Source organism: Telluria antibiotica (assembly GCF_011682055.1).
GTDB lineage: Bacteria > Pseudomonadota > Gammaproteobacteria > Burkholderiales > Burkholderiaceae_D > Telluria > Telluria antibiotica.
This window is the reverse complement of the sequence record NZ_JAAQOM010000001.1, coordinates 303,234-319,726: the sequence shown is the minus strand read 5'-3', so window position 1 is coordinate 319,726 and position 16,493 is coordinate 303,234. Positions and strand designations below refer to the sequence as shown.

Genomic DNA, 16,493 nt, shown 5'->3' with positions numbered 1-16,493 from the left:
GCCAGTAACCGTACTTTCGACAGATGGTGAGCAATGTCTGTGCCAGGAGAATGATGGCTTACATTTCAATGACTTGGAATGCGCCATCTGCTGTAATGCCCCGAACTGTAAAAGTCTCCGAAAGCCCCCGCAACATGCGGCGTTGCCCAGCGGATCGTTTGGCGCTCATCCCGAGACCTCTTGAACGTCGACACTGAAGCTGTGACTCCGCGGCAAGGACCAGTTCCTGATGCCGTTCATCGAGGTCGTTAGCAGTCTGATGTTCTACGCGCTAGACTGAACTCTCTGGTCCCAATTTGACGATAGTCAAACCTTGATAGCGTCGGCCGCCCTTAGCATGGGGCAGGACGTGTATGAGCTCACGGAGTGTCGATGCTGTCCAACGTCGCTGGCAGTTCCCCGCAAGAGGTCGTGTCCTCGACCCGGCCCGGTGCGACATCGGCGAAGCGCGGACGCGTGCTCGTGCCGCTTGCCGTGCTGGTCCTGATCGCGCTGGGCGCGGCCTACGTGCGGAGCCGGACCGGCCGCGTTCCTGTCCATTATTCCACCGTTGCCGCCAGCGTCGGGACGGTGGCGCCGGCGGTGCTGTCGAGCGGCACCGTCAACCCGGTGACGACGATCCAGGTCGGCAGCTACGTCTCGGGTGTGATCCGGACGGTTTCCTGCGATTTCAATACGCGCGTGAAAGCCGGCCAGTTGTGCGCGCGGATCGACGCGCGTCCGTACGAGTCCATGGTCGAGCAGGCCGCGGCCGTGCTCGGAACGGCGCAGGCCCAGCTGGACAAGGACCGGGCCGGTCTCGCCAACGCGCAACGTATCGAGTCGCGCAACCGGACTCTGGCACAACGCGGGTTCGTGTCCTCGGAAACGGTCGACGCAGCAGCCAGTACGGTCGCCCAGGCCCGGGCCCAGGTGGCACTCGACCAGGCGGACATCGTGCAGCGCCAAGCCCAGTTGCGGGCCGCGCGCATCAACCTCGGCTATACGGACATCGTCTCGCCGGTCGACGGCACGGTCGTGTCGCGCAACGTGACCTAGGGGCAGACCGTCGCGGCGAGCTTCCAGACGCCGACGCTCTTCCTCATCGCCACGGACCTCACGCGGATGCAGGTCGATGCGAACGTCAGCGAGTCCGACATCGGGCAGGTCGTGGTCGGCAACGCGGCGACGTTCACCGTGTCGGCATTTCCCGAGCGCGTGTTTGCGGGCACGGTGCGCCAGGTGCGGCAGGCCCCGCAGTCCGTGCAGAACGTGGTCACGTACGACGTCGTCGTCGACGTGGCCAATGCCGACCTCGAGCTCAAACCCGGCATGACGGCCTCCATCCGCATCGTGAGCAGGCAGGTTGGCCCCGTCCTGCGCGTGCCCGACCAGGCATTGCGCTACCGGCCCGCGCTGGCCGGCGACGCCGACCGAACGCGCGGCCCGCAGGTGTGGGTGCTCGATGCCGGACGGCCCCGGCGCGTCGCCGTCGCGACGGGCCTGGACGACGGTACGTATGCCGAGATCAAGGGCGGCGGCCTACGGTCCGGCGAGGCCGTCATCGTCGCCGAGAACGGCGGCGACACGGCCCGCAGGCCAGCGGCGATGCCCGGCTTGCAGCCCGTGCGCCGCTGACGCCATGGGCGCCCCTTGCATCGACGTCAGGCAACTGGTGCGGACCTACCGCGCCGGCGACGTCGAGGTCCACGCGCTGCGCGGCGTCACGCTGGCGATCGAGCGGGGCGAGTTCGTGGCGATCAGGGGGGCCTCCGGCTCGGGAAAATCGACACTGATGGCAATCCTCGGGTGCCTCGACCGCCCCACCGGCGGCACGTACCTGCTGGACGGGGTCGACGTCGCCGGGCTCGTCGAGAGCTGGCTGGCGGACATCCGGGGCGGCCGCCTCGGGTTCGTCTTCCAGAGCTTCAACCTGCTGGCCCGCACCAGCGCCATCGATAATGTGGCGCTTCCGTTGTTCTATTCCCGCCATGGTCCGCCGGACGTCGCCGGGCGCACCGCGCGCCCGCGCGGCGCTCGACCGGTTCGGTCTCGCCGACCGCGCCGGCAACACGCCGGCGCAGCTGTCCGGCGGGCAGCAGCGGCGGGTGGCGATCGCGCGTGCATTGATCAACGCGCCGGACGTGCTCCTCGCCGACGAGCCGACCGGGAACCTCGATACGCACACGTCGCACGAGATCATGGAGACGCTGGTGCGCCTGAACGGCGAGCAGGGTGTCACGGTGATCGTCGTCACGCACGAATCCGACATTGCCGCCTACGCGCAGCGGGTGGTGACGATGCGCGACGGCGCGATCGTGTCCGACCGCCGCAATCCGGAGCGGACGGGCGCCGTGCCCGCGCCGCGGGCGGTCCGGCCCGCGCCGGCAAGTGCCGGGCAGGCCTGCTCCTGGGCGTTCGCGCTGATGATCATGGCCGCGGCGGCGCAGGCGCTGTGGCGCAACCGGACGCGCTCCGCGCTCACGATGTTCGGCGTGTTCATCGGCGTGGCGGCGCTGATCGCGATGATCGCGGTCGGCCAGGGCGCCGACGATGCCGTGCGCCGCCAGATCGAGAGCATCGGGACGGACCAGTTCGTGGTCGTGCCGGGAGCGGCCACGAGCGGCGGCGTGCGCGCCGGTTTCGGCAGCGCCTCGACGCTGACGGTGGCTGATGCCGATGCGATCCGGCGCGAGGCGGCCATGGTCGGCGCCGTCAGCTACCTGATGCGCCAGAGCGGGCAAGTGCAGTATGGCGACCAGAACTGGACGACCATGATCCAGGGCGTGACCGCGTCGTTTCCGGTCGCTACGCACTGGCATCTCGCCGAAGGCCGCATGCTCGAAGACCAGGACGACCGCGGCGCGGCGCTCGTCGCGGTCGTCGGCGACACCGTGCGCCGCCAGCTCTTTGCGCCGACCGAGAGCCCGGTCGGCGCGACGATCCTGGTGCGCGGCCTGCCGGTGCGCATCGTCGGCCTGTACGCCCCGAAAGGGCAGACGGCGTATGGCCAGGACCAGGGCGACCTCGTGATGGTGCCGTTTGCGACCGCCGAGCGCAAGATCATGGGCGTCGCCACGCCGAGCCAGTCGAACAGCCTGGCCGTGGCGTATCCGCAGGCGCCGAATCCGTTCGGCCTGCAGCCGCGCCTGACCGGCTACGTCAACCAGATCTACGTGCAGGCCAGGTACGTGCCCGTCGCTGCCGCGCCCAGCCGCTCGCATTCCAGGGCCAGGAATCCCAGCTCGTCGGCCGGGTCGACGATGCGCAGGGACGCGCGAATTCGAGGCAATCGATGACACACACCTGCGGCGCCAGGCAGATGTGTTCGGGCCGCAGGTCGCCGTGTCCCTCGACGATCCGGCGTAACCGGACCCGTTCATCGAGCCAGTCCGCCCTGGCTGCGAGCATGGCCTGCTGGGCCGTGCACAAGTCGCGCACGGGGCCTGGCGCGAGGCCGTATGCCGCTCGCGTCAGTGCGCGCCGGTTACGGTCCACGTCGCGCGCGAACGCGGCACGGTAGGCCCCGGCGTCGATGGTCAACGGCGGCGCGGCGCGATAGAACGCGGCCAGGTGGGCCGCGACGCGGCGCAGGTCGTCCTGCCGCACCGACCCGGCACCGATTGCCCGGTCGAGCATGTGGGCGGCCGGGAGGCGGCGCATCCAGACGAGCCAGTCGACGATGATGCCGTCCCCGCCGAGCTGCAACTGTCCGCGCGTATCGACGCGCAGCGCCACGACGCCGAGATAGACGTCGGGCGCGAGACGACGATTCAGGCGCACCTCCTCGTCGCAGTAGCGGCGCCTGGCGGCAAGCGTGCGGGCATCGAAGGGCGCGAGACGGACGGGCTTCTTGAGCTTGTATGCGTAGTCGTCCGTCAGGAACACCCAGGACATATGGGTTTCGATTGTGTTGACGTCGTGCGCCGGCCCCGGAAAGCTCGCAGGCCGCGACAGGAGAGCGAGCTTGGCCTCGGTACCGATTGCGGGGTGTGCGTCCCGACCGTTGAGGGCCGCCGGCACTGCGGGAAGCGGGGATGGCATGCGCGGCCCGGACCCCGCGTCAGTCATGCCTGCTCGTCGGCATCGCCTGTGGCGGACCGGGTCGTGGCGCAGCGGTGGCGATGGCGTCGAGCGGGGTGACTTCTTGCATGGTCGCGGGACTAGGCGAGCGGCCGGGTGGGTGCCGCGGTGGCTGCCTGGACGAACATGCCGATCTTATCCCGGTCCTGTCCGGACTTGATCTCGTGGTCCGCCAGCGCCATGCGGGCGAGCAGCGGCTTGCCGCACAGCGCGGCGATCCCGTCGAGTACCTTGTCGCCGCCCGATCCTCCCATCGTGCAGAAGGCCGCGACCCGCCGGAACCGCGCCGCATTCGCCTGTACGTAGCTGCGCATCGGGGCGCTGAGCCGGCCGACCCAGACAGGCGAGCCGAGGATGACGAGCTCGTAGTCGTCGGGGTTCCTCGTCATGGCGGCGATGGGCGGCGTCTTGCGCGCGAATGCCTCGCGACCGCTGCGCAGGTAGCCGGCCCATCCAGTGCGCGGACGGACATCGCGGACGGGCTCGATATCGCATGCGCACGCCGCCGCGATCCGCGTCGCGACGTCCTGCGTGATACCCGTTCGGGAGTAATAAACGACGAGACAAGGTTTCATGTGAACTCCTTCGCTTCCTGCCCGGCGGCGCCGGGATGCAAACGCGAAGACATCATCGTGCACCCGCGGGCCTCCCAATTTGTTTGAGTTAGATCAAATATGCAATCAGAACGCGGCTGATCTGATCGGCTAACGCGACGCTGCGGCCAATGTATGCCCGGGTCGCGGAGGTGGCCCCGACAAAAGGCGATGGCGGCAACGTGGGCCGCTTCGCGAACCTTGGTCGCGGCGTGAGGAAGCTTTGTCCTTATTGATGCTCGATCGAATCGCGCGCTGCGCGATCAATCAGCCTGGCGACGTCCGCCGGATGGGACACCATCGACATGTGACTGGATGCCAGCGTCACGCGATGCGCACCGGTTTCCTTGGCGAGCTCCCGTTGCACGGCAGGGGGCAGTGCGTGATCGTTCCCGGTGACGAGATACCAAGTGGGCTTGTCGCGCCAGGCCGCATGGGACACCTTCTCGCCGAACGCACCGGCGGCGATTGGCTGTTGTACGGCCGCGAGGAGGCGTGCCTTGGCCGAGGGCACATCCCCCGCCATGACCTGGCGATAGGCCGCTGGATCGTCCAGCCAGATCAGTCCATTCCCGTCGGGCGTCAGGCCCTGCATCGGCGCGTGCAAACGCGTGAGCAGATCGCTGACGGATTCATTGCTGTCGGGGACGAGCGCCGACAGATAGACGAGTCCTTTCACGTTCGGTGCGTTGCCCGCTTCCGTGACCACGGCGCCGGCCCAGGAGTGGCCGACGAGCAGCACGTCGCCTTTCTGCCGGTCCAGCACGCGGCGCGTCGCGGCGACGTCGTCGGCCAGCGACGTCAGGGCATTCTGCACGGCGGTCACGCGGTAACCCTTGCGCTGCAGGATCGCGATGACCTCGGACCAGCTCGAGCCGTCGGCAAATGCGCCATGCACGAGCACGATATTGCGCAGGCCGGGCGCGCCCGGTTCAGCGTACGCGCCCTGCGGAACGACAGCGACCGCCAACGCGGCTGCGGCAGCCATCGTGCGCAGCCATCCGGACCAGGCTCGTCGAAACATTGTCGGTGTCATGGCATTACGTCTCCATGGCGTTGGCTACGAGCAGGGTATCGGTGAACTGCTCGAAGGCCACGATCTTGCCGCCGGCGAGCCGCCACACGTGGGCCACGCGCGCTTGCATGCCCCGTCCGGTGCGCTTGTACGTACCGGAATAGGTGCCGATACCGACGATGCAGTCGCCGCCGTCGACCAGGGACTCGAGCGTCATGCGGTAGTCATTCCACTCGCTGACCAGGACCTTGAACACGTGTGCAGCAATTTGCGCGGGGCCGATCCACGTACCCTCGCAAGGGAAACCCGCCATCTCCGTCCAGCGCGCGTCCGGCGCGACATCGGCCAGCATGGCGGCGAGGTCGCCGCGGTCCGATGCGGCATAGTGCTCGGACACGATTTGCAAGTTGCTTCGCATGATGCTTCTCCGTCTTCAGATTGAACAGCTGTCGGGGCCGCAGCCGAACGCCGCCGGCGCGCTTCCCTGCGACGCCACGTCATCAGGCAGTTGAGCCCTCAGCCAATCCCGCAGCGCCTGCGGGCGGCCAAGGAAGGCTCCCGCGTCGAGCACGGTGAGCTTGCCGTCGCGTTCGAGCACGAAGCTGGGGAAGCCACGTGCGCCGGCGCGTTCCATCAGCCTGCGCGTCTCGGCAATGTGTGCGTGCAGTTCCTCGCGTTGTGCGTCGTCCAGCGCCCGCGCGAAGGCAGTGGCGTCCAGCCCGATCGCGCCAGCCATCTCGACGAGCACGGCGCGGTCGGCGATGCGCCGGCCCTCGACATAGTGCGCGGACTGCAGGCGGGACAGCATGTCCAGGCCGCGGCCGGCGAGCGTTTCGGCCGCCAGCACCGCAGCCGTCGGCGGCGCGGAGTCGAATACCGCCGAGGCATCGCGCAAGAGGCCTTCGAAATAAGCGTCGCCGAATGGCTGGCCGGTGAGCTCCGCGATGCGCCGGTCGTGCGGCATCACGTAGTCACGCAACTGCGGCGTGACCGGTTGCCGGCGCGCCCCCGCCATCATGCCGCCCCCGTGCGCCCGCACGGGCACGACCTCGCGGGCGGCCTTTACCAGCGGGGCGGCGCCATAGCACCACCCGCAAAGGGGATCGTGGATGTAGTGCAGCGTCGTGGTGCTCATGGGCTTCTCCTCAGTACATCGGCCGCGGGTTCACCTTGTCGGCAGGCACCGCCTGCATCACGTCCCAGTGTTCGGCGATCTTGCCGTTCGCGACGCGGAAAATGTCCACGATGACCATTTCCGGGTTGGCGCCCATCTTCGGCTGGCGGGTCTGCACGAAGACCAGGTCTCCCTCGGCCGCGACGCGCAGGAACTCGACCTTGAACTTCGGTCCCTGGAGCAGTCCGAGTTCCTCGACGAACTGCTTGACTGCCTCGGTACCGTCGGCCATGTACGGGTTGTGCTGGATGTAGTCTTTCGCCCAGTAGCGGTCGACGGCGCCGAGGTCGTGGTCGCCGAACAGCGCCTGGTAGGCGTTGAGCACCAGTGCCTTGTTGGCTGCGGCTGTGTCGTGGACGTGGGACTTGGCAGGCGCGGCCGGCTGCGCCTCTGCCGCCTGGGCGGCGGGCAGCGTCGTGGCGCCGAGCGCCAGGACCAGCGACAAGGCGAGTGTTCGGGTCTTGATCATGGTTCTGTTTCCTTGGTTGTCCGTGGTCCGATCACCACTTCATCTCACCCTTGTTGACCTTGGCGCCGATGTCCAGCGCAATACCCAGGCCCGCCCTCGGATACGCCTTCTGCATCGCCTCGATCAGGTCAGCGGCGTTCTTGGCCTTTGCGGCTTCGGCGTCGAAGCGCTGCAGGTAGTCGCGGGTATAGGCAATGCTGCTGGCGTCGAGCGCGGTGCCCGCGGCCATGTGACCCGGCACGACGGTTGCCGGCTTCAGCGCCTGCATCTCGTCGAGCTGTGCGAACCATGCCTGGCGTTCGCTGGGCTTTTGCGTATCGGCCGTCCAGACGTGCAGATTGCCGAACACCGCGATGTTGCCGACGATGGCGCTGAGGGACGGGATCCACATGTACGGACGGTGCGCGAGCTCTCCGGTCGTGCCGCGCACCTCGATCGTTTCGCCATCCACCGTCAGCGTCGTGCCCTCGAGTTCGTCCGGCACGATGGGCTGCTTCGGCGCATTGGCGCCCATCTTCGGCGCCCAGACCGCCATTTTGCCGGCCAGCTTGGCCTGGATTTTTTCGCGCACGGCAGGCGTGGTCAACACCTGGGCCTGCGGGAACAGGCTCTTCAGCGTCTCGGCGCCGAAGTAGAAATCCGGGTCCGCGTTGCTGATGAAGATGGCCTTGAGCGTCTTGCCCGAATCGAGCACGTTGGCGGCGATGCGCAGCGCATCGGCGCGGGTGAAGCCGCTGTCGATCACCAGCGCCTCGGTCTTGCCGCTGATGAGGACGGAATTGACGTGGAAGCTGGGGCCGTCGGCGTTGTAGACCTTCAGGGTCAGCGGCGCAGCGGCCTGTGCTCCGGCGCCGTCGGCGGCGACAACGCCGAGCGCCAGGGCGGGAACGACAAAACGGGCAATCTTCTTGGCTGAAAACATGGCGATCTCCTGAGTCGAATGGGTTGTAATGCGATGCGTACTTTATTCCTATCGATTCAGCAGATAAACTGCCGTTATTGAAATTTATAATTGCATGAATCGATGAAATGGACCGCTGAATGGATCGCTTGACCGCTGCCCGGGTCTTCGTGGAAGTCGCCGAGCGCGGCAGCTTCACCCAGACTGCCGCACGCCTGGAGATGTCGCAGGCCATGGTCAGCCGCTACTTGGCGGCGATGGAAGGCTGGGTGGGAGCGCGCCTGCTGCACAGGACCACCAGGCGCATCACCCTGACCGATGCCGGGCAGGCGGTGTTGTCGTCCTGCCGGCAACTGCTCGAACTGGCGGACGACGTCGAACACATTGCCGGCAACCGCAACCGGGAACCGGAGGGCAAGCTGCGCGTTGCGACATCCAGCTCCTTCGCCGAGGCACAGCTGACCACGGCCGTGGTCGATTTCCAGCGTCTGCATGCACGCGTGCAGGTCGAGTTGCTCGTCGCGGACCGGCCGGTGGATCTCGTCGAGGATCGCATCGATCTCGCGGTGCGGATCACGAACTCTCTGGATCCGGCCATCGTTGCGCGGCCATTGGCGCAATGCCGTTCGGTGCTGTGCGCATCTCCCGACTACCTCGCGCAGGACGGCCAGCCGGCCGGGATCGAGGCATTGAACGCGCATCGATTCGTGACCAACTCCTTTGGCGCCGGGGCGCATTACCGCTTCCGATACCGTGGGCAAACGGTGGACGTGCCGGCCAACGGCATGCTCTTCACCAACGAAACCGCGATCTTGCGCAGAGCGGTTCTCGCCGGTGCCGGGCTGGGCATGCTGCCCACTTATTATGTCGGTGACGATCTTCGCACCGGACGGCTGGTGCGCGTATTGGCCGACTTTGAGCCGGAGCCGCTGGGCATCCACGCCGTGTACCTGTCGCGCCGGCACCGGCCGCTTGCCTTGCAACTGTTGCTGGACTTCCTTGCGCAGCGTTTCGGCGGCGATGTTGCACCGTGGGACAGGAATATGCTGTAAAACCGAGTGGTGCCAAGTCGGATCTGTCGTCCCGACTGCGCACACGATCGTGGCAAGAGACTGATGTGCACACGATTGCCGACGGGAGGGCGGGATATGTTTTGCGAGGCGGTCAGCCGGCTCCCGGAATGTGTGTATTCTCGGAATTTTTCTGATGTGGTCCCATGCCTGCTGATCGACAAGACAGAACTCCGCCCTGGGCCACCCGCGCCCAGCGCGTGGCTTCCCGCGACGTGACCGTGGCTCTGCTTTCCCTGGCTGCTGTGCTCGGAGCCAGTCCCGTGTTGGCGCAAGCAACCAAACCGTCACCGCCCGAGGCCTCAGCCGCGCCCGTCAAGCTCGACACCGTCACCGCGCGCCGCGGCGACTTCCGGCAAACGGTCGACGCTGCCGGCAAGCTCCAACTCCACACATGGGCCGACGCGTACGCCCGGATTGGCGGACAGGTGAAAGAGGTGTTGGTCGCCATCGGTGACACGGTCCAGGTCGACCAGGCCCTGCTCGACTCAAGCGCCAGACCCTTGAAAGCGCAAAACGCGACTCGCGAGGACGCCTTCGAATCGGCGCGGATGAACGCGTCATCGGCAAACGCGCGCGTCGATGCGATCGCGGCGCAGATCCACGAACGCGAAGCGACATTGAAAATCGATGAGGAAGCGTGCCAGAAAACGCTGGTACGGTCGCCGATTGCCGGCACTGTGGTGTCGATGGCGGCGCGCGTCGCGGAAAGCGATGTGACGCGCCTGCGGCCCGGCATGGCAGCGAGTTTCACGACCCCTGGCTATCCGGGAAAACACTGGTCGGGAACGCTGCGCCAAGTCACTCCCATCCCGGACGAGGGCACGGGCGAGCAGGGCAAGCAGGCCTTTTATACTGTCCTGTTCGAGGTCAAGAATGCGGATCACGAACTGATGAGCGGCATGAGTGCGCAGGTCCAGTTCGTCGTCGCGCAGGCGCGCGATACGTTGCTGCTGCCGGCGAACGGCCTTGGTGCGCAGGACGAGGACGGCCAGTACAGGGTCAATGCGCTCGACGCCGGCCAACACGTTGCCGCCCGCAAGGTGAAGGTCGGATTGCGCAATGTGCAGCAGGTGCAGATCCTGTCCGGCTTGGCCCCAGGCGACAAGGTGCTGGTCGGGTCCGCGCCGGATGCCGGCACGAAGTCTCCCGCGGCATCGGGCTCCTGAGGTGCGCCGATGACGTACCGCGCCTTGACGCTGGCATTGTTCGCTTGCTCTGTATCGCGAAGTTCGTGCGGGCGATGGACCCCGAGTGCAAGCCCGCCGACAGCCTGCATCGCGCAACCCTGCTCGTCGCGCTGGCCGACGGCATCACCTGCCAGCTCGGCGCGGGACGGCGCAAGCGTCGCCACACGCGCGGTTTCGACGCCAAGTTCCGCGCCGCCTTCGACAGCATCCTGCCAGGTCCGGCGACGGGCGCTGTGGACGGCTGATCCGCGCGGATCACGCCGCAACGAGGGAACGACAGCAGCCGCTGTCGTTTTCTTTACCTCGAGGCTGTCGTCGCATTCAAGTACGTGCGGCGCTATCCGGGGGCGCTCGCGGTGAGCGTCATCCTGGCCCTGCTGTTCGGCATCCTGCATATCCTGCCGCCGGCGTGGCAACCGTCCCGTCACTGATCCTGAAGGTGTGCCTCCATCCATCCCCCTGTTGGGTGGACCTTTGCCCGGCGGCGGCGACACCGCCGGGCTTTTTTTGCGGTGTTCGCGACTCAGGGCTTGCCGTTGATGCTGGCGGTGCCGCGCGCGCGCGCGAGGGTCGAGCGCGCGTCAGCCACCCCGCGCAAGCGTTCCTCGAGGTAGGCGCTCACGCGCGGATGCTGGCTGAAGGCGACGTTGAAGCGGATGTGCTGGTCGGGCCTGTCGTCGGCGGAAAACGCCGCGCCGCGCATCATGAGGATCTTGTTGCGGTAGGCGTCCTGCACCAGCAAGTCCACGTCCAGCCCGTCGGGCATGGTGCCCCACAAAAAAATGCCTGCGTCGCCGGGCTGCTCGAACCGCACGCCGGCCGCGCTCAGTTGCCGCGTGCTGGCGTTGCGCGCCACCATGATCTTGCGTTGCAGCCGGTCCAGGTGCTTGCGCAGGTTGCCGGCCTTGAGCACTTCGAGCAGCACGTATTCGTTTAGCGCGGGCAACGTCATGACGGCGTGGATCTTCGTGCGCATCAGCAGCTTCAGCAGGGCGGGCGCCGCGGCCAGGTAGCCCATGCGCAGGGCGGGGCTCAGCGCCTTGCACAGGCTGGAATAGTAGATCACGCCGTCCAGTCCGGACAGCGATGCGAGGCGCGTGCTGTGGCCGTGCTGGAAATGGCCGTGCACGTCGTCTTCGGCGATCAGGACGCCGTACTGCTGCGCCATGTTCAGCACCTTGTGCAGGTTGGTGGCGCTGCTGCTCCATCCGGTGGGATTGTGCAACGCCGTTTGCACGAACAGCAGGCGCGGACGGTGCGCGCGGCAGGCGGCTTCCAGTTCGTCGAGGTCGAGGCCATCGGGGCGGCGCTTGATGGGCACCAGGCGCACGCCGTCCTGGCGCAGCCTGCCGAACATCAGGAAGTAGCCGGGATCTTCGACCAGCACCGTATCGCCGGGCTGCAGGAACGTGCGGCAGATCAGATCGATTGCATGGGTGCCGCCGAAGGTCGTGAGGATGTGACCAGCGTCCGCAGCGACGCCGATGCCGCGCAACAGCAGCGCGATCTGCTCACGCAGTTCGGCGAGCCCTTGCGGCGGACAGCGCGACGCCATGCCGGCCGCGCTGCGCGCCAGGCCACGTTGCACGGCGGCCGCCGGCAGCCCGTCCTGCAGCCACGTGGGCGGCAAGGCGCCGCTGCTGGCCAGCAGCACGCCCGGGCGCTGGTCGTTCACTTGCTGGATCAGCCAGACGGGCTCCTGTTCCTGGCCCGCTTCCAGCGCAACCTCGTCGGGAACGGCGCGGCCGGCGTCGCTTGGCGCGCGGACGAAGAAGCCCGCGGTGCCGTGCGTGTCGATGACGCCTGCGGCAACCAGCCTGTCGTACGCCACCACCACGGTATTGGTGCTGACGGAGATCTGTGCGGCGAGCTGGCGGATCGACGGCAGCCTGGTCCCGCCGGGCAGGACGCGTTGCGCGATCTGCTGGCGCAATGCGGCCTCGATCTGCTTGAACAGGGGAACGGGCGAGGAGCGGTCGATGGGGAACATCGTTGAAGTCTAGCGTAAAAACTGCACGGCGAGGACCATCAGGATGCCCCCCATCGCCACGTTGAACATGCGCTGGCTGCGGGGCGCCGTCAGCACGCTGCGGATCGAGACGCCGAACAGCGCCCACATGACGTTGCACGGCGTTCCCACCACTGCGCCGATGACGGACACGAGTAGCGCGTTGGCGAGCAGGTTGCCTTGCGCAGGCAGGAAGACCGATGCCATGGTGATCGCCTTGAGCCAGCTCTTGGGATTCAGCGCCTGGAACAGCGTCGCCTGCGCAAAGGACACGGCCTTCGGTGCGCTGGTGCCCGCCACCGAGGCGCCGGCAAGCTTCCAGGCCAGGAACATCAGGTACAGGGCGCCCGCGATCCGCAGGACCTGCTGCGCCATCGGGTACGCGACGAACACGCTGCCGAGCCCCAGGCACATGAGCATGGTCTGCGCAAGGAGGCCGGCCTGGATGCCGAGGATGACGGGCAACGCACCGCGGTAGCCGAAGCTGGCGCCGGTGGTCGCAAGCATGACGTTGTTCGGCCCGGGCGTGGCGGACATCACGAAGCAATAGCTCATCAGGGGCAGGAGTTCGGTCATGGCATGCAGTCGCAGAGTGGAGGAGGCTCCAGTCTAGAAGCGCGGCACGGCGGCGAACAGGCACAAGGCGCCGCGTGCAGGCACATGCTGTATCAGTCGAACGACTGCTACAGCGGCGATACTGCCGGCCCGAGACGTGGCGCTCAGTCGGCCGCCTTCACCATGTCCTCGATGACCTTCTTGGCGTCGCCGAACACCATCATCGTGTTCGCCTGGTAGAACAGGTCGTTGTCCAACCCGGCATAACCCGATGCCATCGAGCGCTTGTTGACGATGATGCTCTTGGCTTTATAGGCCTCGAGGATCGGCATGCCGGCGATCGGCGACTTCGGATCCTTCGCGGCCGGGTTCACGACGTCATTGGCGCCCAGCACCAGCACCACGTCGGTCTGGCCGAACTCGGCGTTGATGTCTTCCATCTCGAACACCTGGTCGTACGGGACCTCGGCCTCCGCGAGCAGCACGTTCATGTGGCCCGGCATGCGGCCCGCCACCGGGTGGATCGCGTAGCGCACCGCGACGCCCTTGTGCGTCAGCTTTTCCACCAGTTCCTTCAGCGCGTGCTGGGCGCGCGCGACCGCGAGGCCGTAGCCCGGCACGATGATCACGGATTCCGCATTCGCCATGATGAACGTCGCGTCGTCGGCCGAGCCGGATTTCACCGGGCGCTGCGCCTGTTCGCCCGCCGCGACGGTGCCGCCGTCGCCGCCGAAGCCGCCCAGGATCACGTTGAAGAACGAGCGGTTCATCGTCTTGCACATGATGTACGAAAGGATCGCGCCGCTCGAACCGACGAGCGAACCGGCGATGATCAGCATCGCGTTGTTCAGCGAGAAGCCGATGCCGGCCGCTGCCCAGCCGGAATAGGAGTTCAGCATCGACACGACGACGGGCATGTCCGCGCCGCCGATCGGGATGATGATCAGCACGCCGAGCAGGAACGACAGCGCCGTCATCGCGATGAACGGCGCCCAGGCGGGCGCGGTGCCGCCGTCGAAGCAGAACACGAGACCCAGCGCGACGATGGCGACGGCGATGCCGAGATTGACCATGTGCTGGCCGGGGAAGCGCACGGGCGCGCCCTGGAACAGCCGGAACTTGTATTTGCCGGACAGTTTGCCGAACGCGATCACGGAACCGGAGAACGTGACGGCGCCGACGAACGTGCCGATGAACAGCTCGATGCGGTTGCCGAAGGGGAGGGGCTGGCCCTGCTCGGCGATGCGGAACGCCCACGGTTCCGAGACGGCGGCCACGGCGATGCACACGGCCGCGAGACCGATCAGCGAGTGCATGGCGGCGACCAGTTCCGGCATCTTGGTCATCTCGACCTTGCGCGCCGCGACGGCGCCGATGCCGCCGCCGACGACGGTGCCCAGCAGGATGAGGCCGAAGCCGAACGAGCCGGTGGCCATCATCGCCTGCAGCTTGACGATGAGGGCGACGGTGGTGAGCGTGGCGATGACCATGCCCGCCATGCCGAACGCGTTGCCCATGCGCGCGTTGGCGGGCGACGACAGGCCCTTGAGCGCCTGGATGAAGCAGATCGAGGCCACCAGGTACAGCAGGGTGACCATGTTCATGGAGACCGCGTTCATGCGCGGCCTCCCGCTTTCGCCTTCGATTCCTTTTTCTTGAACATCTCCAGCATGCGCTGGGTGACGAGGAACCCGCCGAACACGTTGACGGCGGCCAGGGCCACGGCGACCGTGCCCGCGACCTGCGCGACGATGCCGCTGGTGAGCGCGGCGGCCAGCATGGCGCCGACGATGATGATGGCGGAGACGGCGTTCGTGACGGCCATCAGCGGCGTATGCAGCGCCGGGGTGACGGTCCAGACGACGTGGTAGCCGACGTACACGGCCAGCACGAAGATGATGAGGTTGATGATGGTATGACTGACTTCCATGGAAACTCCGTAATTCGTGATATCAAGCGCTCTTGCGCAGGACTTCGGCGCCGGCGCACAGGAGCGTCGCGCGGATGATCTCGTCCTCGCGGTCGATCGTGAGCCTGCCGTCCTTGTCGACGATCAGCTTGAGAAAATCGAGCACGTTGCGGGCGTACAGGCTCGACGCGTCGGCCGGCACCAGGCAGGCGAGGTCGGGCTGGCCGATGATGTGCACGCCGTGCCGCACGACGGTCTGGTTGAGCTCCGACAGCGGACAGTTGCCGCCCTGCGCCACGGCCAGGTCGACGATCACCGAGCCAGGCTTCATGGCCTTGACGGTCTCTTCGCCGATCAGCACCGGCGCCCGGCGGCCCGGGATCAGCGCGGTGGTGATGACGATGTCGGCCAGCTTCGCGCGCTCGTGCACGAGTTCCGCCTGGCGCCGCATCCAGTCCGCCGGCATTGCCCGCGCATAGCCGCCGCTGCCTTGCGCGATCTCGCGTTCCTCGTCGGTGAGATAGGGCACGTCGATGAACTTCGCACCCAGCGATTCCACCTGCTCCTTGACGGGCGGGCGCACGTCGGACGCCTCGATCACGGCGCCCAGGCGCTTGGCGGTGGCGATGGCCTGCAGGCCCGCCACGCCCACGCCCATGATCAGCACGCGCGCCGCCTTCACCGTGCCGGCGGCCGTCATCAGCATCGGCATGAAGCGCCCGTACGTGTTGGCGGCCAGGATCACGGCCTTGTAGCCGGCAATGTTGGCCTGCGACGACAGCACGTCCATCGACTGCGCCCGTGTGATGCGCGGTACCGCTTCCAGCGCGAAGGCCCACAGTCCCGCTTCGGCCATCGCGGCCAGGTTGGCGGAATCGAACGGATCGAGCATGCCGATCACGATTGCGTCGCGCCGCATCAGCGCGCGCTCGTTGGCGTCCGGCGCGCGCACCTTGAGGACGATGTCGGCGCCGAACGCGTCCGCCGCGGCGGCGATCGTGGCGCCCGCCGCCGCGAACGCGTCGTCGCCGATCGACGCCCGCAGGCCGGCGCCCGACTGGACGAGGACCTCGTGCGTGGCCGCCAGCTTCTTGACGGTTTCGGGCGTGGCGGCGACCCGCGTCTCTCCCGGACGTGTCTCGGCCGGTATCCCTATCTTCATGAATGCTCCTATGGTTGATGACGAAATGGTGTGGCAATGCTCATGCTGCGATGATAAGGGAGGGCTGTCGATCGATTTATATCTTATATAAGACATAAAACATAAAACTTCCGCTCAATAATCAATAGCTTGCCGGTGCGCTTTCAGGATGCGAGATCGGATTTTGCGGAACGGGATCGGGTGCAGCGACTGCGGAGGGCGCGGATTTTGTGATGTGAAATATGGTTCGGCGCTATGAAACGGGGTGCGGGTTTTGACGTCTAGATGGTTGTAGACTTGTCCTATATTCATCTTGAAATACAAACACTGCGGACCTCGCCGGCGATAGGAATTTCCAACGTTAACGCCGGTTGCTTGTCCTATCTTTGATAGCATGTTCTATTGG

The 16,493-nt window shown here is 66.7% G+C and carries 17 protein-coding genes and 1 pseudogene; 6 read left to right on the top strand and 12 right to left on the bottom strand.

Going from position 1 to position 16,493, the window contains the following annotated elements:
• The first annotated feature begins 372 nt into the window (after positions 1-372).
• The 3 genes and pseudogenes from HAV22_RS30770 to HAV22_RS31595 form a co-directional block, all read left to right on the top strand.
• Positions 373-1,038 carry an efflux RND transporter periplasmic adaptor subunit gene (locus HAV22_RS30770; RefSeq protein ID WP_503827420.1) on the top strand — a complete coding sequence of 222 codons (666 nt, stop codon included), beginning with the start codon at positions 373-375 and terminating at the stop codon, positions 1,036-1,038.
• A 66-nt stretch (positions 1,039-1,104) separates the two neighbouring features.
• Entirely contained in the window at positions 1,105-1,617 is a 513-nt protein-coding gene (locus HAV22_RS30765; protein WP_208296007.1) for an RND family efflux transporter, read from the top strand.
• Positions 1,499-3,008, top strand: a pseudogene (locus HAV22_RS31595) (ABC transporter ATP-binding protein/permease); the annotation flags it as partial. The gene HAV22_RS30765 and the pseudogene HAV22_RS31595, both read left to right, overlap by 119 nt.
• 133 nt (positions 3,009-3,141) lie before the next feature.
• Here the strand turns inward: HAV22_RS31595 and HAV22_RS31750 are convergent.
• The 7 genes from HAV22_RS31750 to HAV22_RS01250 form a co-directional block, all read right to left on the bottom strand.
• Entirely contained in the window at positions 3,142-3,876 is a 735-nt protein-coding gene (locus HAV22_RS31750) for a hypothetical protein (protein WP_267874734.1), read from the bottom strand.
• A 266-nt stretch (positions 3,877-4,142) separates the two neighbouring features.
• Complete coding sequence (locus HAV22_RS01275; RefSeq protein ID WP_166855684.1) at positions 4,143-4,637, bottom strand: flavodoxin family protein; 495 nt, start codon at positions 4,635-4,637, stop codon at positions 4,143-4,145.
• A 247-nt stretch (positions 4,638-4,884) separates the two neighbouring features.
• Entirely contained in the window at positions 4,885-5,691 is an 807-nt protein-coding gene (locus tag HAV22_RS01270) for an alpha/beta fold hydrolase (protein ID WP_208296006.1), read from the bottom strand.
• Between the two features lie 4 nt (positions 5,692-5,695).
• Positions 5,696-6,088, bottom strand: coding sequence for a nuclear transport factor 2 family protein (locus HAV22_RS01265; RefSeq protein WP_166855683.1), 393 nt, complete (start codon positions 6,086-6,088; stop codon positions 5,696-5,698).
• A gap of 15 nt (positions 6,089-6,103) precedes the next feature.
• On the bottom strand, positions 6,104-6,805 hold the full coding sequence (locus HAV22_RS01260) for a DsbA family protein (protein WP_166855682.1): 702 nt from the start codon (positions 6,803-6,805) through the stop codon (positions 6,104-6,106).
• 10 nt (positions 6,806-6,815) lie between these two features.
• Positions 6,816-7,313 (bottom strand): nuclear transport factor 2 family protein, encoded by a 498-nt coding sequence (locus tag HAV22_RS01255; RefSeq protein ID WP_166855681.1) that lies wholly within the window; start codon positions 7,311-7,313, stop codon positions 6,816-6,818.
• A 31-nt stretch (positions 7,314-7,344) separates the two neighbouring features.
• Entirely contained in the window at positions 7,345-8,235 is an 891-nt protein-coding gene (locus HAV22_RS01250) for an MBL fold metallo-hydrolase (RefSeq protein WP_208296005.1), read from the bottom strand.
• 119 nt (positions 8,236-8,354) lie between these two features.
• On the opposite strand from HAV22_RS01250, the gene HAV22_RS01245 reads away from it, so the two are divergent.
• From HAV22_RS01245 to HAV22_RS01235, 3 genes are all read left to right on the top strand, one after another.
• Complete coding sequence (locus tag HAV22_RS01245) at positions 8,355-9,266, top strand: LysR family transcriptional regulator (RefSeq protein WP_166855680.1); 912 nt, start codon at positions 8,355-8,357, stop codon at positions 9,264-9,266.
• A gap of 281 nt (positions 9,267-9,547) precedes the next feature.
• Entirely contained in the window at positions 9,548-10,453 is a 906-nt protein-coding gene (locus HAV22_RS01240; protein WP_371869499.1) for an efflux RND transporter periplasmic adaptor subunit, read from the top strand.
• Between the two features lie 74 nt (positions 10,454-10,527).
• Positions 10,528-10,719: a hypothetical protein gene (locus HAV22_RS01235; RefSeq protein ID WP_208296004.1), complete on the top strand. Its 192-nt coding sequence runs from the start codon at positions 10,528-10,530 to the stop codon at positions 10,717-10,719.
• Between the two features lie 278 nt (positions 10,720-10,997).
• Here the strand turns inward: HAV22_RS01235 and HAV22_RS01230 are convergent, their stop codons facing one another.
• From HAV22_RS01230 to HAV22_RS01210, 5 genes are all read right to left on the bottom strand, one after another.
• Positions 10,998-12,464 (bottom strand): aminotransferase-like domain-containing protein, encoded by a 1,467-nt coding sequence (locus tag HAV22_RS01230; protein ID WP_166855676.1) that lies wholly within the window; start codon positions 12,462-12,464, stop codon positions 10,998-11,000.
• A gap of 9 nt (positions 12,465-12,473) precedes the next feature.
• Positions 12,474-13,058 carry a LysE family translocator gene (locus tag HAV22_RS01225; protein ID WP_166855674.1) on the bottom strand — a complete coding sequence of 195 codons (585 nt, stop codon included), beginning with the start codon at positions 13,056-13,058 and terminating at the stop codon, positions 12,474-12,476.
• Positions 13,059-13,201: 143 nt separating this feature from the next.
• A complete protein-coding gene (locus HAV22_RS01220; protein ID WP_166855672.1) occupies positions 13,202-14,656 on the bottom strand; it encodes an NAD(P)(+) transhydrogenase (Re/Si-specific) subunit beta in 1,455 nt (484 codons plus the stop codon).
• Entirely contained in the window at positions 14,653-14,967 is a 315-nt protein-coding gene (locus tag HAV22_RS01215; protein WP_166855670.1) for an NAD(P) transhydrogenase subunit alpha part 2, read from the bottom strand. The genes HAV22_RS01220 and HAV22_RS01215 overlap by 4 nt, the downstream gene beginning before the upstream one ends.
• Before the next feature lie 22 nt (positions 14,968-14,989).
• Positions 14,990-16,108: a Re/Si-specific NAD(P)(+) transhydrogenase subunit alpha gene (locus tag HAV22_RS01210; protein WP_166855667.1), complete on the bottom strand. Its 1,119-nt coding sequence runs from the start codon at positions 16,106-16,108 to the stop codon at positions 14,990-14,992.
• Between the last annotated feature and the right edge of the window lie 385 nt (positions 16,109-16,493).